At 67.3% G+C, this 26,070-nt stretch carries 21 protein-coding genes and 2 riboswitches; of the genes, 11 read left to right on the top strand and 10 right to left on the bottom strand.

The window, feature by feature from the left end; translation table 11 throughout:
• The first annotated feature begins 6 nt into the window (after nt 1–6).
• Entirely contained in the window at nt 7–2,541 is a 2,535-nt protein-coding gene (locus tag ABE543_RS03605) for a methyl-accepting chemotaxis protein (protein ID WP_346475321.1), read from the top strand.
• Nucleotides 2,542–2,577: 36 nt separating this feature from the next.
• Here the strand turns inward: ABE543_RS03605 and ABE543_RS03600 are convergent, their stop codons facing one another.
• Both ABE543_RS03600 and ABE543_RS03595 read right to left on the bottom strand, forming a co-directional pair.
• Nucleotides 2,578–5,094 (bottom strand): sulfite reductase flavoprotein subunit alpha, encoded by a 2,517-nt coding sequence (locus ABE543_RS03600; RefSeq protein ID WP_346475320.1) that lies wholly within the window; start codon nt 5,092–5,094, stop codon nt 2,578–2,580.
• A 161-nt stretch (nt 5,095–5,255) separates the two neighbouring features.
• The gene (locus ABE543_RS03595; protein ID WP_164151368.1) at nt 5,256–7,799 is read right to left on the bottom strand and encodes a TonB-dependent receptor; all 2,544 of its coding nucleotides are present in this window, start codon (nt 7,797–7,799) and stop codon (nt 5,256–5,258) included.
• A 296-nt stretch (nt 7,800–8,095) separates the two neighbouring features.
• On the opposite strand from ABE543_RS03595, the gene ABE543_RS03590 reads away from it, so the two are divergent.
• Nucleotides 8,096–9,016 (top strand): helix-turn-helix domain-containing GNAT family N-acetyltransferase, encoded by a 921-nt coding sequence (locus tag ABE543_RS03590; protein WP_065181626.1) that lies wholly within the window; start codon nt 8,096–8,098, stop codon nt 9,014–9,016.
• A gap of 38 nt (nt 9,017–9,054) precedes the next feature.
• Here the strand turns inward: ABE543_RS03590 and ABE543_RS03585 are convergent, their stop codons facing one another.
• The 4 genes from ABE543_RS03585 to ABE543_RS03570 form a co-directional block, all read right to left on the bottom strand.
• Nucleotides 9,055–9,621 (bottom strand): TlpA disulfide reductase family protein, encoded by a 567-nt coding sequence (locus ABE543_RS03585; protein WP_346475319.1) that lies wholly within the window; start codon nt 9,619–9,621, stop codon nt 9,055–9,057.
• Nucleotides 9,618–11,996 (bottom strand): protein-disulfide reductase DsbD, encoded by a 2,379-nt coding sequence (locus ABE543_RS03580; protein ID WP_111186270.1) that lies wholly within the window; start codon nt 11,994–11,996, stop codon nt 9,618–9,620. The genes ABE543_RS03585 and ABE543_RS03580 overlap by 4 nt, the downstream gene beginning before the upstream one ends.
• A complete protein-coding gene (gene cutA, locus ABE543_RS03575; protein ID WP_053515713.1) occupies nt 11,993–12,331 on the bottom strand; it encodes a divalent-cation tolerance protein CutA in 339 nt (112 codons plus the stop codon). Before cutA ends, ABE543_RS03580 begins: the two co-directional genes overlap by 4 nt.
• Nucleotides 12,332–12,399: 68 nt before the next feature.
• A complete protein-coding gene (locus ABE543_RS03570; RefSeq protein ID WP_346475318.1) occupies nt 12,400–14,190 on the bottom strand; it encodes an endonuclease in 1,791 nt (596 codons plus the stop codon).
• A 312-nt stretch (nt 14,191–14,502) separates the two neighbouring features.
• On the opposite strand from ABE543_RS03570, the gene ABE543_RS03565 reads away from it, so the two are divergent.
• Both ABE543_RS03565 and groL read left to right on the top strand, forming a co-directional pair.
• Entirely contained in the window at nt 14,503–14,790 is a 288-nt protein-coding gene (locus tag ABE543_RS03565; RefSeq protein WP_006396661.1) for a co-chaperone GroES, read from the top strand.
• An 81-nt stretch (nt 14,791–14,871) separates the two neighbouring features.
• Nucleotides 14,872–16,521, top strand: a complete 1,650-nt coding sequence (gene groL, locus ABE543_RS03560; protein ID WP_053515717.1) for a chaperonin GroEL — start codon at nt 14,872–14,874, stop codon at nt 16,519–16,521.
• Between the two features lie 100 nt (nt 16,522–16,621).
• Here groL and ABE543_RS03555 read toward each other — a convergent pair whose 3' ends face one another.
• Nucleotides 16,622–17,782, bottom strand: coding sequence for a serine hydrolase domain-containing protein (locus ABE543_RS03555; protein ID WP_346475317.1), 1,161 nt, complete (start codon nt 17,780–17,782; stop codon nt 16,622–16,624).
• Nucleotides 17,783–17,948: 166 nt separating this feature from the next.
• Here ABE543_RS03555 and ABE543_RS03550 point away from each other — a divergent pair, with 166 nt between their 5' ends.
• Nucleotides 17,949–18,449, top strand: coding sequence for a MarR family transcriptional regulator (locus tag ABE543_RS03550; protein ID WP_053515766.1), 501 nt, complete (start codon nt 17,949–17,951; stop codon nt 18,447–18,449).
• Entirely contained in the window at nt 18,446–19,180 is a 735-nt protein-coding gene (locus tag ABE543_RS03545) for a DNA alkylation repair protein (RefSeq protein ID WP_253119259.1), read from the top strand. The genes ABE543_RS03550 and ABE543_RS03545 overlap by 4 nt, the downstream gene beginning before the upstream one ends.
• Before the next feature lie 59 nt (nt 19,181–19,239).
• Here the strand turns inward: ABE543_RS03545 and ABE543_RS03540 are convergent, their stop codons facing one another.
• Nucleotides 19,240–19,596: a hypothetical protein gene (locus ABE543_RS03540; RefSeq protein WP_279941967.1), complete on the bottom strand. Its 357-nt coding sequence runs from the start codon at nt 19,594–19,596 to the stop codon at nt 19,240–19,242.
• Nucleotides 19,597–20,053: 457 nt separating this feature from the next.
• Here ABE543_RS03540 and ABE543_RS03535 point away from each other — a divergent pair, with 457 nt between their 5' ends.
• Complete coding sequence (locus ABE543_RS03535; RefSeq protein WP_053515725.1) at nt 20,054–20,314, top strand: hypothetical protein; 261 nt, start codon at nt 20,054–20,056, stop codon at nt 20,312–20,314.
• Between the two features lie 257 nt (nt 20,315–20,571).
• Nucleotides 20,572–21,645: a 3-deoxy-7-phosphoheptulonate synthase gene (locus ABE543_RS03530; RefSeq protein ID WP_053515727.1), complete on the top strand. Its 1,074-nt coding sequence runs from the start codon at nt 20,572–20,574 to the stop codon at nt 21,643–21,645.
• A 197-nt stretch (nt 21,646–21,842) separates the two neighbouring features.
• Here the strand turns inward: ABE543_RS03530 and ABE543_RS03525 are convergent, their stop codons facing one another.
• Nucleotides 21,843–22,460: a trimeric intracellular cation channel family protein gene (locus tag ABE543_RS03525; RefSeq protein WP_053515730.1), complete on the bottom strand. Its 618-nt coding sequence runs from the start codon at nt 22,458–22,460 to the stop codon at nt 21,843–21,845.
• Between the two features lie 82 nt (nt 22,461–22,542).
• A riboswitch (glycine riboswitch) is annotated at nt 22,543–22,648 on the bottom strand.
• A 13-nt stretch (nt 22,649–22,661) separates the two neighbouring features.
• Nucleotides 22,662–22,751: riboswitch (glycine riboswitch) on the bottom strand.
• A gap of 39 nt (nt 22,752–22,790) precedes the next feature.
• Here ABE543_RS03525 and ABE543_RS03520 point away from each other — a divergent pair.
• Nucleotides 22,791–23,066: a GIY-YIG nuclease family protein gene (locus ABE543_RS03520; RefSeq protein WP_053515731.1), complete on the top strand. Its 276-nt coding sequence runs from the start codon at nt 22,791–22,793 to the stop codon at nt 23,064–23,066.
• A gap of 68 nt (nt 23,067–23,134) precedes the next feature.
• On the opposite strand, the gene ABE543_RS03515 is transcribed toward ABE543_RS03520, so the two are convergent.
• Complete coding sequence (locus tag ABE543_RS03515) at nt 23,135–24,415, bottom strand: NAD(P)/FAD-dependent oxidoreductase (protein WP_065181581.1); 1,281 nt, start codon at nt 24,413–24,415, stop codon at nt 23,135–23,137.
• A 119-nt stretch (nt 24,416–24,534) separates the two neighbouring features.
• Here ABE543_RS03515 and ABE543_RS03510 point away from each other — a divergent pair, with 119 nt between their 5' ends.
• Together ABE543_RS03510 and ABE543_RS03505 are read left to right on the top strand one after the other, a co-directional pair.
• A complete protein-coding gene (locus ABE543_RS03510; RefSeq protein WP_053515735.1) occupies nt 24,535–25,329 on the top strand; it encodes an NYN domain-containing protein in 795 nt (264 codons plus the stop codon).
• A gap of 106 nt (nt 25,330–25,435) precedes the next feature.
• Nucleotides 25,436–26,056 (top strand): glutathione S-transferase, encoded by a 621-nt coding sequence (locus tag ABE543_RS03505; protein ID WP_111186266.1) that lies wholly within the window; start codon nt 25,436–25,438, stop codon nt 26,054–26,056.
• The last annotated feature ends 14 nt before the right edge of the window (nt 26,057–26,070 follow it).

Below are 26,070 nucleotides of genomic sequence, written 5' to 3'. Positions count from 1 at the left end.
TCTGTGATGTCGGCCGCCGTCCCCCTTCGGTCCCTGCGCACCCGTCTCATCGCGATGCGCTCGGCGTTTCCACGCCTGCTGGTCTGGCTGCAGCCGCATCGACTCAGCGTGGCCAACAAACTCAAGGCCACCCTGCTGGTCTGCGGCGCGGGCCTGGTGGCGATTGCCGCTGTCCATGCCTGGACCGGTTATGCCAGCAGCCAGGCCGCACGCAGTCAGGCCAGTTACCAGCGTGGCAGCGATCTGGCCGCACGCCTGGCGACACGGGTGGCGGAGGCGCGTCGCCTGCAGACCCAGTATGCACGCAGTTTCGACGACGCTGACCGCAGCCAGCTGCAGGCTGCCCAGCAGGCATTGCAGGTCGATCTGAATGCGCTCAGGGCGATGCCGATGGATGCCGGTCGCCGCAAGGCATTGCAGGCGCTCACCGAGGCCGCCGAGGGATTCTCGCAGGGAGTGGCCGCGCTGTTCGAACGTGTGGATGAGATGGGGCGGGGTGATGCCGGCCTGGCTGCACAACTGCAGCAGGCCGCCGATGCCCTGCAGCAGCGGGTGGATGGCCTGGACCGGCCGGCACTGGCGCTGCACCTGCAGAAGATGCGGCGCCAGGAAGCGCTGCTGCTGCTCGATGGCGATTCGACTCATGCCGACCGTGCAAGCGAAGAGAAGCTGCCGTTCGATCTGGCGCTGGCGGGGCTGCCGCCCGACGTGCAGGAGGCGCTCCGCACCGGCATGGACGCCTATCAGTCGGCACTGCTCGGCTATACCGCTGCCCGCGTCGGCCTTGATGTGGAGACGCAATCGCTGATGGAGACGGCTGCCGGCGTGGCGCCCGCGCTCGCCGCCTTCCAGCAGGCACAGGTGAATGCGCTGGCCCTGGCGCAGGCGCGGCAGCAGGCCGGTGCACGCACCATGAGCGTGCTGTTCGCCCTCACCCTGCTGCTGGTGGCCGGCGTGCTGATCACCAGCCTGCTGCTGGTGCTGCGCGCGGTGCGCAGGCCGATCCAGGACACCCTGCGGTTCGCCAGCGACATCGCCGATGACCGGCTCGATACCACGTTGCGCGTGCACAACGCCAACGACGAGATCGGCCAGCTGGCACAGCGCCTGGTGGACATGCAGCAGCGGCTGCGTGCGCGCATCGAGACCGAGCGTGCGATGGCCCGTGGCAACACGCGCGTACGCCAGGCCCTGGACTGCGCGCAGACCGGGCTGATGGTGGTCGATGCCGAAGGCCAGGTGGCCTACGCCAATCCTGCGTTGCGGCACGTGCTGGGCCTGCAGGCCGACGCGCTGGTCGGCACTGACGCGCGGGACCTGCATCCGGCCCTGGCCGGCCTGGTCGACGCGCGCCACCGCCAGGAGCGAGAAATCAGTCATGCCGGTGTGCGCTATCAGTTGATCGCCAATGCCATCGTCGATGACGACCAGTTCCTGGGCGTGGCGCTGGAGTGGCGCAGCCGTGCGCTGGAAACGCTGCTGGAGACCGAGGTGGCGGCACTGGTCGACGCTGCCGCGCAGGGTGACCTGCACGGGCGCATTTCGCTGCAGGGCAAGCACGGTTTCGTGCATACGCTGTCCACCAGCATCAACCGCCTGCTGTCCACCTTTGAAACCAACCTGGGGGACCTGCAGGCATTGCTGGCGGCGTTGGCCCGTGGGGATCTCAGCGTGCGCATGGAAGGTGAGCTGCAGGGCGTGTTCGCACGCATGCGCGACGACGCCAATGCAACCGTCGCACAGCTCGGCCGCATCGTGACCCGCATCCAGCGCGCCGCTGCCAGCCTGGACAACGGTGTCGGTGAAATCGTTGCTGGCCATCACGACCTCTCGCAGCGTACCGAGCAGCAGGCGGCCAATCTGGAAGAGACCGCAGCCTCGATGCATGAGCTGACCGACACCGTCGGCCGCAACGCCGACGCCGCCGGACGTGCCGACGCGCTGGTGCAGGGGGCTGCAGCGGTTGCACAGCGGGGTGGGATGGCCGTCGGTCAGGTGGTGGAGACCATGCAGGGCATCAGTGAAGCATCGCGCCGCATCGGGGACATCACCCAGTTGATCGACGGCATCGCGTTCCAGACCAACATCCTTGCGCTCAACGCCGCCGTGGAGGCCGCGCGTGCTGGAGAGCAGGGCCGCAGTTTCGCGGTGGTGGCGGCGGAAGTGCGTCTGCTCGCGCAGCGCAGTGCCGAGGCAGCCAGGCAGATCAAGGCGCTGATCGAGGATTCCGTGGCACGCGTCGGCCAGGGCAGCGTGCAGGCCGCGCAGGCGGGCACCACCATGGACGAGATCGTCGGCAGCGTGCAGCAGCTGGCGGACCTGCTCGCTGGCATCCGCAGCGCCTCGCAGGATCAGCACGCAGGCATCGCCCAGGTGAACCACGCCATCGTGCAGATGGAGGCCAGTACCCAGCGCAATGCCAGCCTGGTGGAAGAAGCCGGCTCGTCGACCGCGCAGATGCAGGCGCAGGTGCGCGCGCTGGCCGAAGCCGTGTCCGCGTTCCGCCTGCAGCCGGACCGTCAGGCCCGCGCGGCGGCGTGATCGCGTCCGCCGCCGGGTCCAGCCCGGCGGCGCGGCTCAATACACGTCGCGCCGGTAGCGGCCGCTCTCGAGCAGCGTTTCCACCACCTCGTCACCGAGCGCGCCCCGCAGTACCTGATCCACGCCCTCGGCCATGCCCTGCAGCGAGCCGCAGACATGGATCACGGCGCCACGCTGCATCCATTCCCGCAGTTCATCGCAGGCCGACCGCAGGCGGTCCTGGACGTAACCGCCCGCTGCGTCGCGCGAGAACGCCAGGTCGACCCGGATCAGATGGCCCTGCGCCTGCCATGCGCTCACCTCATCGGCGAACAGGAAGTCATGAGCGCGCTGGCGCTCGCCGAACAGCAGCCAGTGGCCGTGCTCGCCTGCGTGTGCCGCCTCGCGCAGCAGGCCGCGCAGGCCGGCGATGCCGGTGCCGTTGCCGATCAGCACCATGGGTGCGCCCGGCACGCGATGGAAGCCGGGGTTGCGGTGCACGCGCGCGGCGATGTGCGCGCCTGCCGGCGCATGCAGCGACAGCCAGCCCGAACCCAGCCCCGGGCGCCCGTTGTTGTCGTGCACCAGGCGCACGACCAGTTCCACCACGCGATCGGCCGGGCAGGAGGCGATCGAATACTCGCGGCCCGGCAGTACGGGCAGGGCCGTCAGCCAGCGTCCGGCATCCTGCACCTGCAGCGCACTGGCCGCGTCCGGCAGTTCACGTTCGCTGGCCAGGCACTGCAGGGTCCGCGTGCCGCCTTCGATCAGCAGCGGTTGCAGCGGGTCCAGTCCATGCGCCCGCAGTACCGCACGGGCATGCGCGGCACTGTGCCGCGGCGCGATGTGCAGGATGTCGCCGGCCTGCCACTGCACGTCATCCGGCGCGGCAAGCCGGATCCGCCAGATCGGACCACCGACGCTGCCCGGGTTCAGCTGCTGGCGATCCAGCAGCTGCCAGTCGTGCATGCGGGTGGCCGCCGGCAGCACGCTGTCGTCGGCAGCAATGCCGGTCAACAGGCCGAGCTGCTGCTGCCACTGGCGCAATGCCGCGACCGATGCAGCGTCCACGTCGATGCGGTCGAACATCGCGCGGGCACCGTTGCCCAGCAGCCACGCATCGAACTGGCGGCCGAAGGCGCAGTAGTGCGGGTACTGGCGGTCGCCCAGCGCGAGCATGCCGAACTGCAGTGTGGCCAGGTCCAGGGATCGGCCCAGCAGCTGGCGCGAGGCACGTCGTGCCGAATCCGGCGGTTCGCCGTCACCAAAGGTACTGAGCAGGAACAGCGCGTGGCTCGCCGCCTGAAGGCGGTGCGCGTCGATCCTTGCCAGCGGCAATACCTGCACCGCCTGTCCGCTGGCCTGCAGCTGCGCTGCCGCGCGCCATGCCAGCTGTTCGGCCAGGCCGCTCTGGCTGGCATGCACCACCAGCCATGCGGCGCCGTTGGCTGCGGCCGCCGGCAGCGGCTGGCGCAGCGCACGTGCGGCGCGCTGGCTGCGGCGACGGTCGAGATAGAGCAGCCAGCCGGTGATGAAGAACAGGCTCATGCCCAGGCTGCTGAGCATCACGATGATGCGCCCGGGAATCCCGAAGTAGCTGCCCGAGTGCAGCGCGAACACGCTGGTGGCCAGCTGACCGCCAGCGCCCTGGCGCGCGTAGGGACGCGCGTCCAGAATCGCACCGCTGGCAGGGTCGAGCTGCAGCAGATCGTGCGCGCGGTCATGATGGCCGCCGCGCAATGCTGGATCGCCCGCCATGGTCCGCACATTCAGTGCCTGGCCGGCCTTCTCGGGCAGGCGCAGGTCGATGTAACCGGTGCGCACCCCGGCCTGCGCGTACAGCGTCGTTTCCACGCGGCGCAGGTCGAGCACGGCGCCGGCATCGATCACCTGCTTGGCCGGTGGCGCCACGCCGAGCAGGGCATTGGCCGCGCTGCGATACCAGTCGAACGACCACCACAGGCCGGTCAGGGCACTCATCAGGTAGATCAGCAGCACCCAGGTGCCGGCCACCGAATGCAGGCTCCACAGGAAGCCGCGGCCGCTGCGCTTCCATTCCACGGCCAGCCAGCTTCGCCAGTGCCACCAGCGGCGGGGCCAGCGCAGGTAGAGCCCGGACAGCGTGAAGAACAGCAGGGCGATCGCGCAGCTGCCGGTGATCCATTTTCCGCGCTCGCCCGCGGCGAGGTGGCGGTGCAGGTCTTCGACGAAGTCGAAGAAGGCCTGCCCGCGCAGGGCGCTGAAGCGCTCGCCGCTGTATGGGTCGAAGTACACCCAGTGCGCTTTGCCGCCGGCGAAACGGGCCACCGATGGGCGCTGGCCGCTGGCATCCACGCGCAGCCGCTGCAACGGCCGTTTGCTGTCGGCCTGCAGCATCGGCACCAGCTCGCTCAGGGGCAGCGGCTGCTGGCCTTCGGCGTGATGTTCGGCGATGGCGGCGAAGCCGGGGTTGGCGGCGCGCAGCAGTTCATCTTCAAAAGACAGGGCTGCGCCGCTCAGGCCCATGATGGCCAGAACGGTGCCGGCCGTGATGCCCAGCAGCCAGTGCAGTTGGAACAGGACGTTCTTGAACATCGGGGGATGAAAGCCAGGAGGGCTGCCGCCCGCATCCTGCGCAACAGCAAATGAGAATTAGTCGCGTAATTCTCGGGGGCGCCCTGCCTGCGGTCAAGCCGGTGGGGTGGCGCCAGCGACGGGGCCTTCCATGGCCACCGTTGCGCGCACTTGCACCTGCGTCAGAACTTCCAGCCCACCCGCGTGTAATAGAAACCGCCGTTGAATCCGTAGGGCGAATGCACCGGATACTGCGCACCGGCCACGCCCCCCCAGGGGTTGCTGGCCGGCACACGGTCGAACAGGTTCTGCGCGCCCACGCTGACGTACAGGCCCGAATCGAACTTCCAGCCCACTTCCGCATCCACGATCAACGCGCTGCCCCCGTAGATCGGCAGGCCGCCGTCCTCGGCGGAGATCACGCCGCTGTCCAGGTGATCCTCGTACCAGCTGCTGTAATAGTTGAACCGGAGATTGGCGTGGAAGATCTGCCGCTGGTGATTGATGCTGAAGTAGCCTTTGGTCCTGGGCAGCGATTTCTCCAGCTTGTACACGCGCGCTTCGTCGATGAAGTCGGTGTCGTAGCGGTCCACCTTCGTGCGGTTCCAGTTGGCCGCCAGCGAGTAGGTGGTGACCCCGCCGAAGTGGTTGCTCTTGAAGCTGGTCACCAGGTCCACGCCGGTGGTGGTGGTATCGAAGGCGTTGCCGAAGTAGGTCACCTGCGAGATGGACGCGGCTTCCGCATTGCCGCCGGCCACCAGCGCCGCACGCTCCTCCGGAGTGACTGCAAAGCTGGTGCTCAGAGCAATGCGGTCTTCCACCTTGATCTGATAGCCGTCCAGGGTGACCAGCCAGTCACCTTCGGTCCACACCGCACCCAATGACACATTCCTGGACTCTTCCGGAGTAAGCGGCTGCGCGCCCTTGAGCTGGGCAATCGGATTGGTTGGCGGCAGGGTGGCGATGTCTTCCAGTGCGGTACCGCCGAACACGGTGCTGATCTGGCTGATGTTGGCCTGGCCGGGCGTTGGTGCACGGAAGCCGGTGTTGTAGGCGCCGCGCAGAGCGAAGTGCTCGTTGAAGTCGAAGCGCGCGGTGAGCTTGCCGGTGGTGGTGCTGCCGAACGAATCGTAGTCCTCGTAGCGCAGCGCACCGGCCAGCAGCAGCCGCTCGGTGAGCTGTGCTTCCAGGTCGGCGTAGGCGGCCCAGTTGCGACGATCAAAGGTGCCGGCGGTGCGCGTGCTGAAGCCGTTGAATCCGTTGGAGCCCAGCGCGAAGCCCTGTTCGGTCAGCGGCCCGATGGCTGTGGACGGGCCGTCACCGGGGCTGATCCTGAAGCTCTCCTCGCGCCATTCGGCACCCATCGCCAGGCGCAGCGGCTGGCTGCTGAAGCTGACCGGGATGTCCCGGCTGACGTCCACGTTGAGGTTCTTTTCGGTCTGGGTATTGCCACCCGGGCGGAAGAACAGCCCGGCCGGCTGGTCGGGACCGAGCGAGGCGTTGACGGTGTTGTAGATGGTGAACTCGATGTCGTTGCGCCCCCAGGAGCCGCTCACGTCCCAGTACCACTCACCCCAGGTGCCTTTGGCGCCGGCGAACACCGAGGCGTCTTCCAGTTTGCCGCCGAAGCGTGGGGTGAAGCCGCCGGGCAGGCTGGACAGGAAGGTAAAGCAGTTGGCGGGCAGGGCAGCCACCGCGCCGCTCACGGTGCCGTACGGCAGCAGGTTGCCGGCGCCATCGCGCAGGGCGATGGTGGGGCATGCGCCCACGCCGGTCAGGTTGCCCACCAGCAATGTCTGGCCGCCATCGTTGGAGTAGACGCCCGAACGTGCGGTGGGGTCGCGGTAGTAGAACCCGCCATCCACTTCACGCTTGGCGTAATTGCCGAACAGGTAGAACTCCACGTTCTCGGTGTCGTAACCGAGGTTGGCGACCAGCTTGAGGTCGTCGTCCACCTTCGGCGATCCCCAGATCTGCGCAGGATCTTTCACCCCGGGGTAGCCTGCCGCTGCGACCGCGGCGGCATCGTCGCGCTGCACACTGCGCGAGGTGTCGTCGGCGTTGCGCCATTCGGCCGTAAGGGTGGCGAAGCCGTGCTCGGTGAGCGGCAGGCCGATCTGCGCCGAGTACTGGGTGGTGAGCCCGTCGCCCTCGTAGTACTGGCCGGCGAACACCTCGGCGGTGCCGCCTTCGCGCAGCTTCTTCAGGCTGAAGTTGAGCACGCCGGCAATGGCGTCCGAGCCGTATTGTGCCGCTGCGCCGTCGCGCAGCACGTCCACCTGTTCCAGCGCCAGCGAGGGGAACACGGACAGGTCCGGTCCCTGTGCGCCGTCGGACAGTCCGTGGCCGAGGAACGTGATCACCGCCGAGCGGTGGAAACGCTTGCCGTTGACCAGCAGCAGGGTGTTGTCCGGCGGCAGGCCACGCAGGTTGGCCGGACGCACCAGGCTGGCCGCATCGTCGATGGGAATCGTGCTGACGTTGAAGGAAGGCACGAGCACTTTGAGCTGGTCGAGGGCGTCGGTCGCGCCCTGGTTGCGGAACTCTTCACCGCTGATGATGTCGATCGGCACCGCCGACGAGGACACCGTGCGCGGTTTGGTGCGGCTGCCCAGTACCGAAACGGTATCCAGGGTGGTGGCCGCGTCGGGCGTCGTCGATGTGCCGCTGTCCTGCGCCCGTGCAACGGGGCTGGTGGACAGCAGCGCGGTGGCGAGGGCCACCATTACTGCGGATGCCAATGGCGTGATTGCGTCTGGAGCCTGAACACTTCTGCGAATTCCGTGTTTCATGCATGCACCCTGCAGTCGATTTGAGTGGTTTGTCGGTCAGTCGTTCATCCTGTTGGTTCTCCTTGCAGCCAGGGCCCTGGTCGCTAAACGCAGAATTAACAGAACGTAAACCGTACTGCAACGAATCTTTCGTTTTAAGGCGCCAAGACGCGGAATGGATCGCAAAACAGCCTTATATGGTTGCTCAAGGCATGTACTATGTGCCCAAGGCAACCATCAGGAACGTCCCCGTGTCTGCGCTCACTTCCGATCCCGTCGCACAGGTCCGCGCCTTCAACCGCTTCTACACCCGCAGGATCGCGGTGCTCGAGGAGCGTTTGCTGCACAGCGACTTCACCCTCACCGAGGCGCGGGTGCTGTTCGAACTGGCGGCGGGCCAGGGCATCACGGCTGCGCAGCTGGGCCATCGGCTGGACCTCAACGCGGGCTACCTCAGCCGGCTGCTGAGCGGGCTGCAGGCGCGCGGTCTGGTTCAACGCGAACCGTCGGTGATGGATGCGCGCGCGAACCGGCTGGTGTTGACCGAGGCGGGCCGTGCCGCCTTCGCACAGCTGGATGCAGCGTCCAGCGAAAGCGTCGCTGCCATGCTGGGAGATATCAGCGAAGCAGGATGCCAGCGCCTTCTTGAGGCGATGGCGCACATCCAGGCACTGCTGGGAGGTGCATCGTCGGATTGCGTGCTGCGCGATCCCCGCCCCGGCGACATGGGCTGGGTGATCCAGAAGCACGGCGCGCTGTATGCACGCGAATTCGGATGGAACGCGGAGTTTGAAGCGCTGGTGGCCGACATCGTCACCCGCTACCTGCGCGAACACGACCCGCAGACCGAGCGCTGCTGGATCGCTGAACTGGACGGCACCCCGGTGGGGTCGGTGTTCGTGGTCCGGCACGACGCGCACAATGCCAAGCTGCGGCTGCTGCATGTCGATGCCAGCGCGCGCAGGCGGGGCATCGGGCAGCGACTGGTGGACGAGGCGATGAGCTTCGCGCGCGCGGTGGGCTACAAGCGCATGGTGCTGTGGACCAATGCCGCGCTCATCGACGCCCGCGGCCTGTACGAACGGGCCGGCTTCGAACTGATGACCGAGCAGCACGAGCAGCTGTTCGGCCAGCCACAGGTGTCCCAGCTCTGGGCGCGCTCACTGGTCTGACCGGGATCAGGACGCGTGGATGCCGGCCGCGGCCAGGCTTACAACCGGGCCCACGTCTGCACTTCGCCGGCGGCAAACGGCCCCAGCTTCTGCTTCACGATGCGGCCCTGTGCATCCACCAGCACGCTGTAAGGCAGCAGCCCCTGGGCATTGCCCAGCTGCACGCTGGCATCGCGCGGACCGGGCGTCTCCAGCGCGATCGGGTAGTCCACCGGCACCCGCTGCAGGAAGCGCTGCACATCTTCGGGTGTATCCAGCGCCAGCCCCAGCACCTGCACGCCGTCAGGTTGCTGCGCCTGCGCGAAGCGCGACAGTTCCGGCATTTCCTCGACGCAGGGCCCGCACCAGCTGGCCCAGACATTGATGAGCAGCGGCCGGCCGGCAAAACGCTGGCGCAGATCGAGCGGCTGTCCCTGCAGGTCCGGCAGCACCAGTGCGGGCAGGGCATCGCCTGCCTGCAGCACGGGCAGCGGTGCTGCAGGTGGCTGCACGTCTGGATCGCCAGCGTCTGCCGCCGGCACCGGCGTCAGCCGATGGCCGGCCCACAGGCCCAGTCCGGCAGCCAGCACCGCGGTCCACAGCAGCGCTGGCCGTTGCCACCTCATCGTGCGGTGCGCAGCAGCGCTTCTTCGACCACGGCCTGGGTAAGCAGGGTCGGCAGTACCGTCGGCGGTGCGCCGGGCCCGTACACCACGTAAAGCGGAACGCCCACGGCCTTGTGCTCATCGAGGAAAGCGGTGATCTGCGGGTCCACGTTGGTGTAGTCGCCGCGCATGTACACCGCGTTGGTGCGCCTGAGCAGCTCCCTGAACTCCGGTCGCGACAGCACGGCGCGCTCGTTCGCCTTGCAGCTCACGCACCAGTCGGCGGTCATGTTGACGAACACCACGCGGTTGTCGGCACGCAGGCGGTCGAGCAGCTGCGGCGAATACTCCACGACGTTCTCGCTGGTGGCCTGTGCCGCACGTGCCGGTGGCTTCAGCTGGGTCACGCCCCACACCGGTACCAGCGCGGCGATTGCCAGCAGCACGCCCAGCAGGCCGGCGGCGCGCTGGCTGCGCCAGCGGCTGCGCTCGAACAACCACAGGCCCAGGGCCAGCAGCAGCAGTCCGCCCAGCGCCAGCGCCATGCCGTCCACGCCACGCTGCTTGCCCAGCACCCACAGCAGCCACAGTGCGGTGGCATACATCGGGAACGCCAGCACGTGCTTGAGCGTTTCCATCCACGGGCCGGGCTTGGGCAGGCGCCGCGCGAGCGCCGGCACGAAGCCGATCAGCAGGAACGGCAGGGCCAGGCCCAGGCCCAGGAACAGGAACACGGCCATCGCCTGTACGGGCGTGGCAACGAAGGCATAGGCGACCGCGCCTCCCATGAACGGACCGACGCACGCGCTGCCGACCACGCAGGCCAGCGCACCGGTGAAGAAATCGCCGGCCGGACCGCTGCGACGGGCGAGTGACTGGCCGAGGTTGCCCAGGCCACCGCCGAGGGTGAACACGCCGGACAGGCTCAGGCCAACCGCAAACATGATGTAGGCCAGTGCCGCGACCACGCCTGGGTGCTGCAGCTGGAAACCGATGCCCACCGCATTGCCAAGCATGCGCAGGCCGACCATCAGCGCGCCGATCACCGCGAAGGCGACCAGTACGCCCAGCGTGTACCACATGGCGTGGCTGCGGGCGCGCTCGGCGCTCTCACCGCTCTGTGCCAGGCCCAGCACTTTCAGCGACAGGATCGGCAGCACGCAGGGCATCAGGTTCAGTACGAGGCCACCGGCCAGTGCCAGCAGCAGCACCCACAGGAACGAACGGTCCGGATCCGGGGTCGTGGCCGGCGGGCGGGTACGCAGCGCGTTGTCGCCCCGCGCATCGGCGGCGAACCCTGCCTGCGCGCCGGCCACATCGGCACGCGCCGGTTCGCTGTTCGGCACGGTCGGCAGCAGGCGCAACGGGGTGCCGTTGGCCGCCTCGCGCGGTGCGGCGCTGCCCGCCGGCAGCGGTCGGATCATTTCGCTGCGTGGCGCAGGCTGGCCGGCGTGGGCGCTGATCTTTCCCGCGGGGATCGACAGCTTCACCCGGCGGGTCATCGGCGGGTAGCAGATGCCATCGGTCTGGCAACCCTGGAAGGTCACCACCAGTGTGCTGTCCACCGCGTCGGTCACCGTGCGGCGTAGCGGCAGCGGCACTTCGACCTGGTTGAAGTACACCGACACATCGCCGAAGTGCTCGTCGCGATGCGACTGCGCGGCGGGCCAGCGCGGCGCATCTGCCAGCACACCGGCACTGCCTTCCAGCTTCAGCGAGGTGCGATCGCGATACAGGTAGTAGCCCGGCGCGGGACTGAAGCGCAGCAGCAGGGTGTTGCCATCGCTGGCGATCGCGTCGAAGCCGAAGGCCTGTTCGGAGGGCAGCGGAAGCGCCTGGCTGTTGCTGCTGCCGGGCAGGCGCAGGCCACCACCGCTGCCGGCCCCGGCAAGCGGAGTGTTGAACGCGCTCACGCCGGTGACCCGCGCGGTTGGCAGGGCGGCTGCGGCGCCACCGCCACCACCGGGCAGTGTCACCTGGACCACGCGCTTCTGCGGCGGGTAGCAGACACCGGCATCGGCGCAGCCCTGGTAGCGCACTTCCAGGCTGAGGGTGCCGGCCGCATCCGTCGGGGCGCCCGGCAGCGAAACCTGCAGGCGTTCGCGGTAGGTCTCGACCTCGCCGAAGAAATCGTCGTGGTGCTTGGTGCCGCTGGGCATCTGCAGCGCACCGGCATTGAAGGCCGGGTCGGCCTTGACGCTGGTGCGGTGGCGATAGAGGTAGTACCCCGGCGCGATCTTGAACTGCAGCTGGATCTGGTTCCGCTCCGGCGCACTGGCGGTCAGCGCGAACGCCTGGTCCACCGGCAGCAGATCTTTCTCGTCCAGGGCGAATGCAGGCAGGGCCAGCGAGAGCAGGGCGCACAGCGCGGCGGCACGGGCAAACAGATTCATCAAGCGGTGTCCTCCCGGGTCTGCGCCCGGATCCAATCCAGATAGGCCGGCAGTCCGGCCCGGGCTTCGACCGCGATGCACTCGGGGAGTTCATACGGATGCAGTTCGACGATCCGTGCCATCGCTGCCTCCACGCGGCTGGCCGTGGTCTTCACCAGCAGCTGCAGCTCGGCATCGGTAGTGACCTCGCCCTGCCAGCGGTAGGTCGACTGCGCCCCTTCCAGGCGCGTCACGCAGGCGGCCAGGCGCTCGCCGACCAGCGCATGCGCGATGCGCTCGGCACTGGCCCGGTCCGGGCAGGTGGTCAACAGCAGCAGGACGGGATCGACGGTCGGCATGACCGTCGAGTATAGGGCCGCCGCCGGATCAAGGTCCGGCGGCGGCGATGGACCGCTGCGTTGCGCGGTCAGTTGGCCAGCTGGCAGGTCGCCGGCTTGGCCGAGGTGAACAACGCCGGCGTCGCCCACTCGGGGTGGTCGATGAACGGGTTGCGGTTGCCCTGGAAGCTGTAGATCACGTCGTTGCGCGCGCGCTCGGCGTCGTCCGGCGGATCGGACAGATGCCAGTCGATCAGGGTCGAGAGCAGGCCCATGTAGGCCGGCGAACTGCTGGTCCTGACGATCCGGCTGCGGTCGTCGGTCAGCTCCAGGTCCGGCTCGGACTGGCCGGAGGCTGCATCCTTGCCGCCCTCGTAGCGGATCGCCATGTACATCACCGCGCGCGCCATGTCTCCCTTGCGATGGCCCCACACCTCGAAGGTGCCGGTGTTGCCGTCCGGCGTGCGCACCCAGTTGGAATTGCCCGGGTAGCCGCCGCTGCCGCCGCCATGGCCGTTGTTGGCCTCGGTGGCGCGCTCGCCACAGTTGGCATCGCACTTGCCGAACGGCTTGTTGCCGCGGTCGGCATTCCACTGCGCATCGGTCAGGTACAGCATGTGGGTGTCGGTGTAGGGCGCGTACGGCAGGCCCTTGTCGCCGGTGGTGCTGGCAAAGCCCAGCGAGTTCGGCCAGGTGTGCTCGCGGTTGTAGGTCAGGCCGCTGCCCGTGCCAGCGCGATCGCTGACCTTGGCGTAGCTGCGGTTGCGATAGGCATCGAGGATGCGGTTGGGATTGTTCGGATCCTCGTCGGCGATCTCCAGGATGGTCCAGGTGCTGGTGCCCGACCCGCTGTACGGATAGGCGGTGTGGCCCTTGATGGTCGCGTGCAGCGAGCAGCGCAGCTGGCTCGGGCTGGAGGTGTTGACCCTGGAGTAGTAGCCCGCCGGTACGCCGGGATTGCCCGGATCGGGGTTGCCCGTGGCGCTGGCCACGGTGAAGGCGATGCGGCTGTCGGCAGCCGGATGCGCGCCCTGCAGGTCGGTGATGCGCGCGGCGCGGATGTCGAAGCGGCAGGCCTCACCGGCCACCAGCGCGGTGTTGGTGGACAGCTTCACGCTCCTGCCGCTGGCCGGGTGGGTCAGCGGTACGCTGCCGGAGGCGCCGCAGCTCAGCGCGAAGGCGCCGCTGGCCAGGTTCACCGTCTCGCTGAACACCACTTCCAGATCGGCCGCGGCCGGGAACGTGCTGCTGCCCTGGGCGGGGGTGGTGGTGGACACCGATGGCGGCGTATTGGGACCGGGCGTACCCCCACCGCTGAAGGTCTGGCCGTTGTTGCAGCTGCCGAAGGTCTGCGTCGCCGATTCGGCCCAGGTGAAGTGGGCGTACTGGCTGCCGCTGCCCGTCAGCTGCAGTGAGGTGCCAGGGGCCGTGCTGTTGGTCTCGGCCACCGGAATGTTCTGGCTGGTCATGCCTGCGGCAGGACCGCCGGAGGCAGTGATCGTGCCCTCATAGCTGAGGAACTGGACCACCTTGCCGCTGGCGTCGACCAGCGCGATGCCGTCGTTGGGACCGTTCTGGATGCCGTTGGTCGGATAGCTGACCACGGCCAGGGTGGCGCTGCCGCACCCGGCGGCGCTGCCGGCAGGGACGGCCGTGTCGGCGTACACCGAAGCGGCCGACGGCGTGCTGCCGTTATAGAGATACAGCCGATAGCCGGACAGATCCTCGCCGGCGGTGGCCACGACCTCGATCGCCTCGCCGACGTCACCGGCTGCGGTGCTGTCGTCGTAATGCAGTTCGTTGATGAAGACCTCGGCCTGGGCCGGCGCGGTGGCCAGGGCCAGCACGCAGGCGGTGGCGAGCGGGGACAGCAATCGCATCGACGACTCCTTGTGATTGGGAATGCGCGGCCGAGCCTAAGGCCGATCCAGTGACACTTTGTCGTAAATGAACGTCAGATATCTGACAGTGCGACGTTGGTCACCTAATTCGGGGCCGCCCCACCGCACTGCCGCAGCGTCCGGCGCGGAAACTTTTTTCGCTATGCCCCTTGAAAGCCTCCCGGGGGGCTCCATCTCTGCCGTGCTCCCGACCTTGTCGGGTTTCTTCACGTGCGGTTCTGGCACTCGCCTGGTGCGAGTGCTAACATCGCCGGACTTTTTTAGACCAATCAATCACTTAAGAGGTCTCCTATGAGCATCAAGCCGCTGCACGACCGCGTTGTGGTCAAGCCGATCGAAGCCGACGAAATCTCCGCCGGTGGCATCGTCATCCCCGACTCGGCCAAGGAAAAGTCCACCAAGGGTGAAGTCGTGGCCGTCGGCCCCGGCAAGCCGCTGGACAACGGCAGCGTGCGCGCGCCGTCCCTGAAGGTCGGTGACAAGGTCATCTACGGCCAGTACGCCGGCAGCTCGTACAAGAGCGAAGGCGTCGAGTACAAGGTCCTGCGCGAAGACGACGTGCTCGCCGTCATCGGCTGAGCCCCGCCGCGACCTGTTTCAACCTGATCCCCACATCCCAGCCGCCGGGCACGGCCCGGCGCGACCAATGAGGTAATTGCAATGGCTGCCAAGGATATCCGTTTCGGTGAAGACGCCCGTTCGCGCATGGTGCGCGGCGTCAACGTTCTCGCCAATGCCGTCAAGGCCACCCTCGGCCCGAAGGGCCGCAATGTCGTGCTCGAGAAGAGCTTCGGCGCCCCGACCATCACCAAGGACGGCGTCTCCGTCGCCAAGGAAATCGAACTGGCTGACAAGTTCGAGAACATGGGCGCGCAGATGGTGAAGGAAGTTGCTTCGCGCACCAACGACGACGCCGGCGACGGCACCACCACCGCCACCGTGCTGGCCCAGGCCCTGATCCGCGAAGGCGCCAAGGCCGTTGCTGCCGGCATGAACCCGATGGACCTCAAGCGCGGTATCGACAAGGCCGTCGTGGCTGCCGTCACCGAGCTGAAGAACATCTCCAAGCCGACCGCTGACGACAAGGCGATCGCCCAGGTCGGCACCATCTCGGCCAACTCGGACGAGTCGATCGGCCAGATCATCGCTGACGCGATGAAGGAAGTCGGCAAGGAAGGCGTGATCACCGTTGAAGAAGGCTCGGGCCTGGACAACGAGCTGGACGTGGTCAAGGGCATGCAGTTCGACCGCGGCTACCTGTCCCCGTACTTCATCAACAACCAGCAGTCGCAGACCGCTGACCTGGATGACCCGTTCATCCTGCTGCACGACAAGAAGATCTCCAACGTCCGTGACCTGCTGCCGGTGCTGGAAGGCGTCGCCAAGGCCGGCAAGCCGCTGCTGATCGTGGCCGAGGAAGTCGAAGGCGAAGCGCTGGCGACCCTGGTGGTCAACACCATCCGTGGCATCGTCAAGGTCGTGGCCGTGAAGGCCCCGGGCTTCGGCGATCGTCGCAAGGCGATGCTGGAAGACATGGCCGTGCTGACCGGCGGCACCGTGATCTCCGAAGAAGTGGGCCTGTCGCTGGAGAAGGCCACCATCAAGGACCTGGGCCGCGCCAAGAAGGTGCAGGTCTCCAAGGAGAACACCACCATCATCGACGGCGTGGGCGACAAGGCTGCGGTCGAATCGCGCGTTGCGCAGATCAAGACCCAGATCCAGGACACCTCCTCGGATTACGACCGCGAGAAGCTGCAGGAACGCGTGGCCAAGCTGGCCGGCGGCGTTGCCGTGATCAAGGTGGGTGCGTCCACCGAAATCGAAATGAAGGAAAAGAAGGATCGCGTCGACGACGCCCTGCACGCTACCCGTGCAGCCGTTGAAGAAGGCGTGGTTCCGGGCGGCGGCGTTGCACTGGTCCGTGCGGTCACCGCGCTGGCCGGCCTGAAGGGCGCCAACGAAGACCAGAACCACGGCATCCAGATCGCCCTGCGCGCGATGGAAGCCCCGCTGCGCGAGATCGTCGCCAACGCCGGCGAAGAGCCGTCCGTCATCGTCAACAAGGTCAAGGAAGGCAGCGGCAGCTTCGGCTACAACGCCGCCACCGGTGAGTTCGGCGACATGCTGCAGTTCGGCATCCTGGACCCGACCAAGGTGACCCGCTCGGCGCTGCAGAACGCGGCCTCGATCGCTGGCCTGATGATCACCACCGAAGCCATGGTTGCCGAAGCTCCGAAGAAGGACGAGCCGGCCCTGGGCGGCGCCGGTGGCATGGGCGGCATGGGTGGCATGGGCGGCATGGACTTCTAAGGTCCGCTGTTCCCGATGAAGTGAAAAACCCCGCCGCAAGGCGGGGTTTTTTTTGTGGGCGTTCCGCCCCCTCTGCTGGACGTGGACCGTGGTCGACCTGTCAGCGCACGAATGCCTTCGTGGCGCCGTATTCCCAATCCCACGGCACCCCCGTCTCGCCCAGCACGAAGCGCACCAGTGCCGGAAAGGCCGCTTCGGCGCGCACATCGTTGCCCAGGATCACCACGCAGCGTTGGCCTTGTTCGACGCACACCAGCGTGTTGCCCACCGCATCGTCATGTCCGCCCTTGTAGAAGCCTGCGCCCTGTGGACCGGTGAATGTCACCACGCCCAGTCCCGCAGCCAGGTTTCTGCGCCGCTGCGCCACCGGCAGTTCCGGCTGCAGCGTCGGGAACTGGCTGGCGGTGGTGATCGGCAGCTGCGGCCGCACCAGCTCCCGGCGCATCGATGCCGACAGCCCCTGGCCACTGACATAGCCGGCCGCGAAATTGCCCATGTCGGCGATGGTCGTGTCCATCGAACCGGCGGCACGCACGCGGCTGCGTTCATCGTGCGGTTCCGTCGTGCCTTCGGCGGTCCAGCCGTCGGCCAGATTCGTGGCGAAATCCTCGCGCCACATCATGCTGGTGCGGGGCATGCCGAAGCGGTCGAATACGCGCTGCTGCATGAGCGTACCCACGTCCTGGCCCAGCCCGCGCTCCAGCACGAACTGCAGCAGGATCAGGCCTTCGCCGGAATAGCCATAGCGGCTGCCCGGATCGAAGTGGAATTTCAGTTTTCCGTCCGGCTCCAGGAATGCAAAGTTGGCAAAGCCGCTGGCATGGTTGAGCAGCAGGCGCGGGGTCAGCCGGCGCCAACGTTCGTCGCCGGCCAGCACGGTGTAATCGGCGTACTTCTTCGGCTCGGCCGGATAGTCCGGTAGCGGTCTGTCCAGCGCGCTGGCGATGCTGGCATCCAGATCGATCACCTTGTCCTGTGCAAGCTGCGCGATCAGGTGGCCGAAGGCCATCTTGGTCAGCGACGCCGCATACATGACCGTGTCGGTCTGCAGCGGTTCGCCGGCAGCGTTGCGCTCGCCATAGGCGGCAACGTGCACGACCTTGCCACCGTCGACGACGGCCACTGCCATCCCGCGGGCGTGAGCCACCTGCATCAGGCGCTTGGCTTCGGCATCGATCCGGGCCGGGGAGGGCACGGGAGGGGGAGCGGCCATTACGGCGGCGGGGAACAGCGTCAGCAACAGCAGGACGGCACGGCGCATGCGTGGAACTCCTGGCGGGACGTGGCGCGATGCTACCGCAGCTTCGGCTGCTTGCAGCCCCCTGCGCGAGGAGTGCGCCCGGCCGGGCCCGGCGGCAGGCCCCGTAGGTGTTGCGTTCCATCCCGTCATGAATATGATTAGGCGCCTAAACATATTGGAAATCACTGTGCTTGAGGCAAAACATGGCGCCCTTCTGGACGAGGCCCGGCGACGTGGCCACGCCAATGTCGCCCTGCTGCATCTGTGCTTCCAGCTGCTGTCGCTGTCCTCGGCGATCGATCGCGACTGCGCCAGCCGGCTGGCACCGCACGGGCTCAGTGAAGGCCGCTTCATCGTGCTGTTCCTGCTGCACGGTGCCGGCGGCACACTGTCGCCGCATGCGCTGGCCGAACGTGCAGGCGTGACCCGCGCCACCATCAGCGGCCTGCTCGATGGCCTGCAGCGCGAAGGGTTGCTGCAGCGGCGCAGCGATGCGGACGATGGCCGTCGCCTCCAGATCGTGCTGACCGTGCAGGGCAAGCGCTTGGCCGAAGACCTCTTCAATCAGCACACGCAGTGGATCGCGGGCCTGTTCAACGGCCTGGACACTGCCGAGCAGGTGCAGCTCTCACAGCTGCTGGCCAAGGTGTGGCAGCACACCGGCGGCGGACGGAAGGACCTGCAGTGAGCGCAGCGATCAGCCCGGCGCGAAAGCATCAGCTGGATACCGGGGCAGCCGCCAGCACGCATCTGGCGGAATGTCTGGCCGTGGACTTCGCGGTGTTGCTGCAGACCGTTGCGGTGCTGCCGGAGACTGCCATTCAATGCATGCGCGATGCCGCCAGCAAAGGCATTACCCAGCGCATGGTTCTGGCGGCAACGCTGTTGCGTGAGGCCAGGCAGGGTGATCCTGCACAATGGCAGTCGCATGCATCCGACACCGTGCGCGGCTGGGCCTGCTACCTGATCGGTGGCGATGCCACCGCCTCCCTGCCGGTGAAGCTGGAGAAGATGCGCCCGTTGGCAGATGATCCGCATTTCGGCGTGCGCGAATGGGCGTGGCTGGCGCTGCGCACCGACATCGTTGCCGGGCCACTGCTGGCGCTTGAATGCCTGCAGCCGTGGACGCAGGAACCGTCCGCGCATCTGCGCCGGTTTGCCTGTGAAGCACTGCGTCCCCGTGGCGTCTGGGCGGCGCACATCGCTCTTTTCAAGCAGCATCCCGAACACGCGCATTCGCTGCTGGAGGCACTGGCTGATGATCCCGAACGCTATGTGCAGGATTCCGTCGGCAACTGGCTCAACGATGCCGGGAAGACCCAGCCGCAGTGGCTGCGTGACCTGTGCACACGCTGGCAACGCGAGCGCGACAGCCCTGCCAACGCCTACATCCGCAGGCGCGCACTGCGTTCACTGTGATCCGGCGGGGGCCGGCCCATGACCGGGCCATCGGGCCCGGTCACATTGCGCGGACGCGGCTAGTGGGGCTGCAGGCGTTCGGCCGCATGCGTGGCCAGCCCCAGGGATGCCAGCATCAACCCTTCCATCACCCGGTCGCTCACGTGATGTTCGGGCGCGGCATTCTGGCGGCAGCGTTCGGCGGCCAGCAGCACCTCCTGCACGATGCGCAGGCCGGCCAGTGCGCCATCGGCATCGGCCAGCATCATGCGTCGGCCGTTCGCTGGATGGCGCTCGGGCCAGGGTTGGCCATCGGCGGCCGCACCGCTGCCGATGCGTTGCAGGTGGGCGACCAGACTGTTGGGATCGAACGGCGCCTGATCGGCATTGGCCGGATCGGGGTGGGCACCGGGGAAGGGAACGTGTGGTGTGTTCATGGCGTGTGCTCCGTACAGGACAGACGACACCGCCACCGGAAGAGGTGGCGGACGGTACGTGGCGGCAAAGACCGGGTCACTGATCCGGCGGGCGCAAGCGCCCCCCCGCACCGCCCGCCATGGAACGCGGACGGATTGCCAGCCGGCGCCGCCCAAGGCGACGCCGGCTGACAAACGTAAACAACATCTCCTCGGGCTTTGCCGACCCGGCCACCCTTTTCCGGTGGCAAACCATCTTGAGCACATGTATCGCATATGCCATTGCCCGTATAACCGCGCATCGATCGCCTGCACGCCCCTTCCGGGCCGAACGGTGGGAAGCCTGGAAGGAAGATCTCAACGCGGTGGCACCATCGGTCCAGTCGCGACACGATCGATCCGTACACCGGCACATGCGCCGGTCATCCGAACGCGGTAAACAGTGCATTGCCCACGTCTACCCACAGGGAAGTCGATCATGCAGAGCACGCTCCAGGTCACGCTGTTCGGCCCTCCCGGCGACACCCCGGCGTTGCAGTTGCCGGATGTGGACGGGCCCTCGGTGGCGATACCGGAATCGACACTGCGGCGGCTGGTCTCCGATCTCTACACGGCGCGGTCCCTGCTCAACCCCGAGCAGCTGGAGGAGGCGAGGCGGGAGCTGGACCAGGTGCTGGAGCGCTGGGCCGATATCCACGAGGGCCTGCTGCTGGACGTGGAAGTGCATGGCAGCCGCTAGATCGCCGTGCTGCTGAACCGCTTCCCAAGTTGCGGATGAAACATTTTGTGCTGCGCAGAAGCTGTGCTATCAATACACCCCATGAACGCAGCCGCTACCCGCTTTTACTGGTATTACTTTCCGAAGCCACTGGCGGAGGAAGGACTGCGCTCACCCTGAAGAAAGCTTCAGACGCATTCCCGAAAGCCGCCAGCGAACCTGGCGGCTTTTTTCATGCCGCCTCGCTGGGGACCCCCAACGTACCGGAGACCTCCCCCATGCCCCCCCATACCGACGACCTGCGCATCCGCACCATCGAACCGCTCACACCGCCTGCCCAGCTGCTGGCGATGCTGCCGTGTGACGATGAAGCCTCCGACACCGTCAGTGCTTCGCGCGCGGCCCTGCACCAGATCCTGCATGGCCGCGACGATCGCCTGGCGGTCGTGGTCGGCCCGTGTTCGATCCACGATCCGAATGCGGCCATCGAGTACGCACAGCGCTTGAAGCCTCTGCGCGACGCGCTGGCCGGCGAGCTCGAGATCGTCATGCGCGTGTACTTCGAGAAGCCGCGCACCACGGTGGGCTGGAAGGGCCTGATCAATGACCCGGACCTGGACGGCAGCTTCCGGATCGACAAGGGCCTGCGCATTGCCCGCGGCCTGCTGCGCGACATCAACAAGCTGGGCCTGCCGGCCGGCGTTGAATTCCTTGACGTGATCTCGCCGCAGTACATCGCCGACCTGGTGGCATGGGGCGCGATCGGCGCACGCACCACCGAAAGCCAGGTGCACCGCGAACTGGCCTCCGGCCTGTCGTGCCCGGTGGGCTTCAAGAACGGCACCGATGGCAACGTCAAAATCGCGGCCGATGCGGTCGGCGCGGCCTCCAACCCGCATCACTTCCTGTCGGTGACCAAGCAGGGCGGCACCGCCATCGTTTCGACCACCGGCAACCCGGATTGCCATGTGATCCTGCGCGGCGGCAAGCAGCCGAACTACGACGCGGCCAGCGTGGCCGACGCCTGCCAGGCACTGGCCAAGGCCAGGCTGCCGACGCGGCTGATGATCGATGCCAGCCATGCCAACAGCCTGAAAAACCCGGAAAACCAGCCGAAGGTGATCGAAGACATCGCCGTTCAGCTGGAGGACGGCGAACAGCGCATCGTGGGCGTGATGATCGAGAGCCATCTGGTGGGAGGCCGGCAGGAACTGGTGGAAGGCCAGCCGCTGGTCTACGGACAGAGCATCACCGATGGCTGCATCGACTGGGACACCACGGTGACGGTGCTGGAGCGACTGGCTGCGGCCGTGCGCGCCCGTCGCGAAGTGACGGTGTCAGAAGCCGCCTGAGCGCGGAATGTGTGTGGATGGCGGCCTGCGCCTGCGGGGGTGCGGCCGCGATCAGGGCCGGTCGGAGTTGGAGACCGGCCCGTCCGCACCGGCGATGCGCCTGGCGCTGCGCATGAGCGACAGCGCCAGGTCCATCGCCGGGGTGGTGCAGGGCACGAAGGGGAGCGCCGGGCCACGCCCGGCGAACACGCCATCGTTCAATGCACTTCGTCGTGATACACGAACTTCGGCATTTCCCAGCGGTAATGGATCGCCAGCAGGCGCAGGGCGAAGCCGCCCGCCAGGCAGCACAGGATGGCCGTGGCATCGGACACGTTCCAGTGCAGCAGCAGCAGATAGGCGGCGCCGGTCAGCAGCGCGATGATCGCGTACAGCTCCTTCTGGAAGATCAGGGGCACTTCGTTGCACAGAATGTCGCGCAGCACGCCGCCGAACGCGCCGGTCAGCATGCCGGCGATCAGCACGATCGGCGTGGCATGACCGGCCTCGCGTGCGATCGAGCAACCGATCAGGGTGAAGGCGATCAGGCCCAGGCCGTCGAGCACCAGGAAGGTGCGGCGGAAGTGGTGCATCCAGCGTGCGACCCAGGTGGCGATCAGCGCCGCGCACACGGTGAAGCCGAGGTACTCGGGATGTTTGACCCAGCCCAGCGGATAGTGGCCAAGCAGGATGTCGCGCAATGAACCACCGCCGAGCGCGGTAACGCAGGCGATCATGACCACGCCGAACAGATCCATGCGGCGGCGTCCCGCGGACAGTGCGCCGGTCATGGCTTCGGCGGAAATGGCGATCAGGTAGATGATGGACAGCAACATGGAACAGGCTCCGGACGCGGTGGGGCCGGCCATGCGCGGACGCCGCCATTGCCTGCGCAATGACGGGATGACGATGACCGGTGCCGCTCCCGCTGTCCTTTTGCCTGAGAGTTCAGCGGCGTAGGCCGCGTGCCCCTTCGGCGGATCGTACCGGGCATGCCCGGTGACCTCTCTCCAGCTCGGCGAGTCGAATGCATGGTTGGTGGGATTCCAGCCCACCGGCCTGAGCGATCATGGGAGCCTGCGCCTTCGGCGGGCGCCAGCGCGGCGCCTCTCTCCTGCATTCGCGGGCAGTATATCCGCTGCGGTGCAGCACGGCATAATCCCGGCATGGCCCCGTCCCACCGCCCGTGGTTCCTGTACCTGCTCGAATGCCGCGATGGCAGCTACTACGCTGGCATCAGCACCGACGTGGACGCGCGTTTCGCCGCCCATCGCGCCGGTACGGGGGCGCGCTACACCCGGGCCCGCCCGCCGCTGCGCATCCTGGCCGTGCGCGAGTACCCGGACCGCTCCGCGGCTTCGCGCGCCGAGTGGCAGCTCAAACAGCTGCCGCGCGAGCGCAAGCTGGCGTGGTTGCAGGCATTGGATTCCGCATCTTTGTAGCGCCGTGCCCAACGTGGGGTCAGATGCTTTTCCACAGGAAAGGGATCTGACCCCGTTGCAGACCTGCGCTACCGTTTCGGCCGGCGGTCATCCTGGTCATCGCCGAAGATGATGCGTGCGCTGCGCTGGTAGCTCCAATACGCCACCGCCCAGTTCAGCAGCACCACGATGCGGTTGCGGAAGCCGATCAGGAAGAACACGTGCGCGGCCAGCCAGAACCACCAGGCCAGCACGCCCGACAGCTGCAGGCGCCCCAGGTGCACGATGGCGGCCATGCGGCCGATGGTGGCCAGGTTGCCGTAGTCCGCGTACTTGAAGGGCCCGGGCTCCGGCCTGCCGTGCAGGCGTGCACGGATGACCTCGGCCACGTACTTGCCCATCTGCTTGGCGGCGGGCGCTACGCCGGGCACGGGCTTGCCGTTGGCCTGGTTCACCGCGGCCAGATCGCCGGCCACGAACAGTTCCGGATGCCCGGGCAGGGTCAGGTCCGGCTGCACCTGCACGCGCCCGGCACGGTCCAGTGGCACGTCCAGCGTGCGCGCCAGCGGCGAGGCGGCCACGCCGGCCGCCCACACCACGGTGCGCGCCGGCACGAACTGGTCACCCAGCGTGAAGCCCTGGCTGTCGATGTTGCTCACCGGCGTTCCGGTCAGCACTTCCACACCCAGCTTTTCCAGCTGCCGGCGCGCCTTCAGTGAGAGCACTTCCGGGAACGAGGACAGCACGCGTGGACCGGCTTCCACCAGGCGTACCTTGGCGCTGGCCGGATCGATGTGGCGGAATTCATTGCGCAGCGTATGGCGTGCAATCTCGGCCAGGGTGCCCGCCAGTTCGACGCCGGTCGGGCCGCCGCCGACGACGGCAAAGCTGAGCCACGCCGCCTTCCTGGCCGGGTCCGGTTCGGCTTCGGCGCGCTCGAACGCCAGCAGCAGCTTGCGGCGCAGGGCAATGGCATCGTCGAGGGTCTTCAGGCCGGGCGCATCATCGGCCCACTGGTCGTTGCCGAAGTAGGCGTGAGTGGCGCCGGTAGCCAGCAGCAGGCTGTCGTAGTCCAGCGTGCTGCCGTCGGCCAGCCGCACCTGGCGGACCTGCCTGTCGATGGCCACGACCTCACCGAGCCGCACTTCCACGTTGCGCTGGTGGCCGAGGATGTGGCGCAGCGGTGCGGCGATATCCGGCGCTGACAGGCCTGCAGTGGCGACCTGGTACAGCAGCGGCTGGAACAGGTGATGGTTGCGGCGGTCGACCAGGGTGATGCGGATGCGTTCGCGTGCCAGCGCACGGGTGGCCCAGAGGCCGGCAAAACCGCCGCCGACAACGACCAGGTGGGGAACGCGCTCACGACTCATCGACTCACTCCAGGGGGCATGGGGAACCGTCCGGCATCTTCGCACGGCGGCGGCCTGTCACGTCAGCGTGCGCGCGGATCGGCGATACTCGGATTCAGGCAACCGCCAGCGAGAGGCCCATGAGCGAACCGGAAAAGCGCATCGCCCTGTTGATCGACGCCGACAACGCGCCCGCATCGAAGATCGACGAAGTGCTGGCGGAGGTGGCCCGCTACGGCGTGGCCAATGTCCGCCGTGCCTACGGCAACTGGAAGAGCCCACGGCTGAAAGGCTGGGAGGCGGTGCTGCACGAGTACGCGATCCGGCCCATCCAGCAGTTCGCCTACAGCAAGGGCAAGAACGCCTCGGACATGGCCATGGTGATCGATGCGATGGACCTGCTGTACGCGCGCAACCTCGACGGCTTCGCCATCGTCTCCAGCGATGCTGATTTCACTCCAATGGTGATGCGTCTGTTGACCGACGGGGTGAAGGTGTATGGCTTCGGCGAAAAGAAGACGCCGGAACCCTTCGTCAATGCCTGTTCCAAATTCACCTATCTGGAAGCACTGGGCCAGGCCCATGCCAGCGTGCCGGAAGTGGAACAGGGCACGGCAGAGCCGGGTGCCATCGAGCCGGCCACCGGTGAAACGGGCAGCGGCGAGGAAGTGCGCCCGCGCAAGAGCGGCGCGGAAATGCGCAGCGATACACGTCTGGTGAAGATGCTGCGCCGCGCCGTGTCCGCAGCGGAAGGCGAAGACGGCTGGTCGCACCTGGGGCCGGTGGGCAGCCAGATCGCCAACCAGGCCTCGTTCGATTCGCGCAACTATGGCTATGGAAAGCTGAGTGATCTGCTGGCGGCGATCGGTCTGTTCGAACTGAAGAAGGATGGCAAGTCGTCCTACGTGCGCGCGCTGCCGAAGAAGAACCGGTAGCGCCGGGCCATGCCCGGCCGACGCCCCCGCGCATCATTCCGCACGCCCACATGTACACCGATCAGGCGTATCGTTGCCGCTCGCATTGCCCGCAAGGAATACCCGCATGTTGAAGATCTGGGGCCGTCGCAATTCCAGCAACGTCCGCAAGGTGCTGTGGTGTGCCGAAGAGATCGGCCTGCCCTACGAGTCCATCGAAGTGGGCGGCAGCCACGGTGGCACACAGACGCCGGAATACCTGGCGATGAACCCCAACAGCCTGGTGCCGGTGATCGAGGACCACGGCCTGCCGCTGTGGGAGTCCAACGCCATCGTGCGTTACCTGAGCGCGCGCTACGCGCTGGGGACACTGTACGCCGAGGATCCGATGGAACGCGCACAGGCCGAGAAATGGATGGACTGGAGCACCTCGCGGATGGCGCCGCTGTACAGCGATCTGATCTGGGGCATCATGCGCACCGCGCCGGCAGACCGCGACGAATCGCGCATCAATGCTGCCATCGTCCGCGCCGCCGATTACCTGGCGATGGCCGACGCGACGCTGGCCACGCAGCCGTGGTTGTCGGGCGCGACATTCGCGATGGGCGACATCCCGTTGGGTTCACTGGTGTACGCCTGGTATGAACTGCCGATCCAGCGTCCGGACCTGCCCCACCTGGCCCAGTGGTACGCCCGGCTGCGTGAGCGACCCGCTTACCAGCGCGGCGTGATGTCACCGCTGACGTAAGCGGGAATCGCGCG

Source organism: Stenotrophomonas sp. TWI169 (assembly GCF_039674705.1).
Classification (GTDB): Bacteria; Pseudomonadota; Gammaproteobacteria; order Xanthomonadales; family Xanthomonadaceae; genus Stenotrophomonas; species Stenotrophomonas maltophilia_P.
Note: the sequence above shows the minus strand (reverse complement) of the source record. Positions and strands in the feature narration are given on the sequence as shown.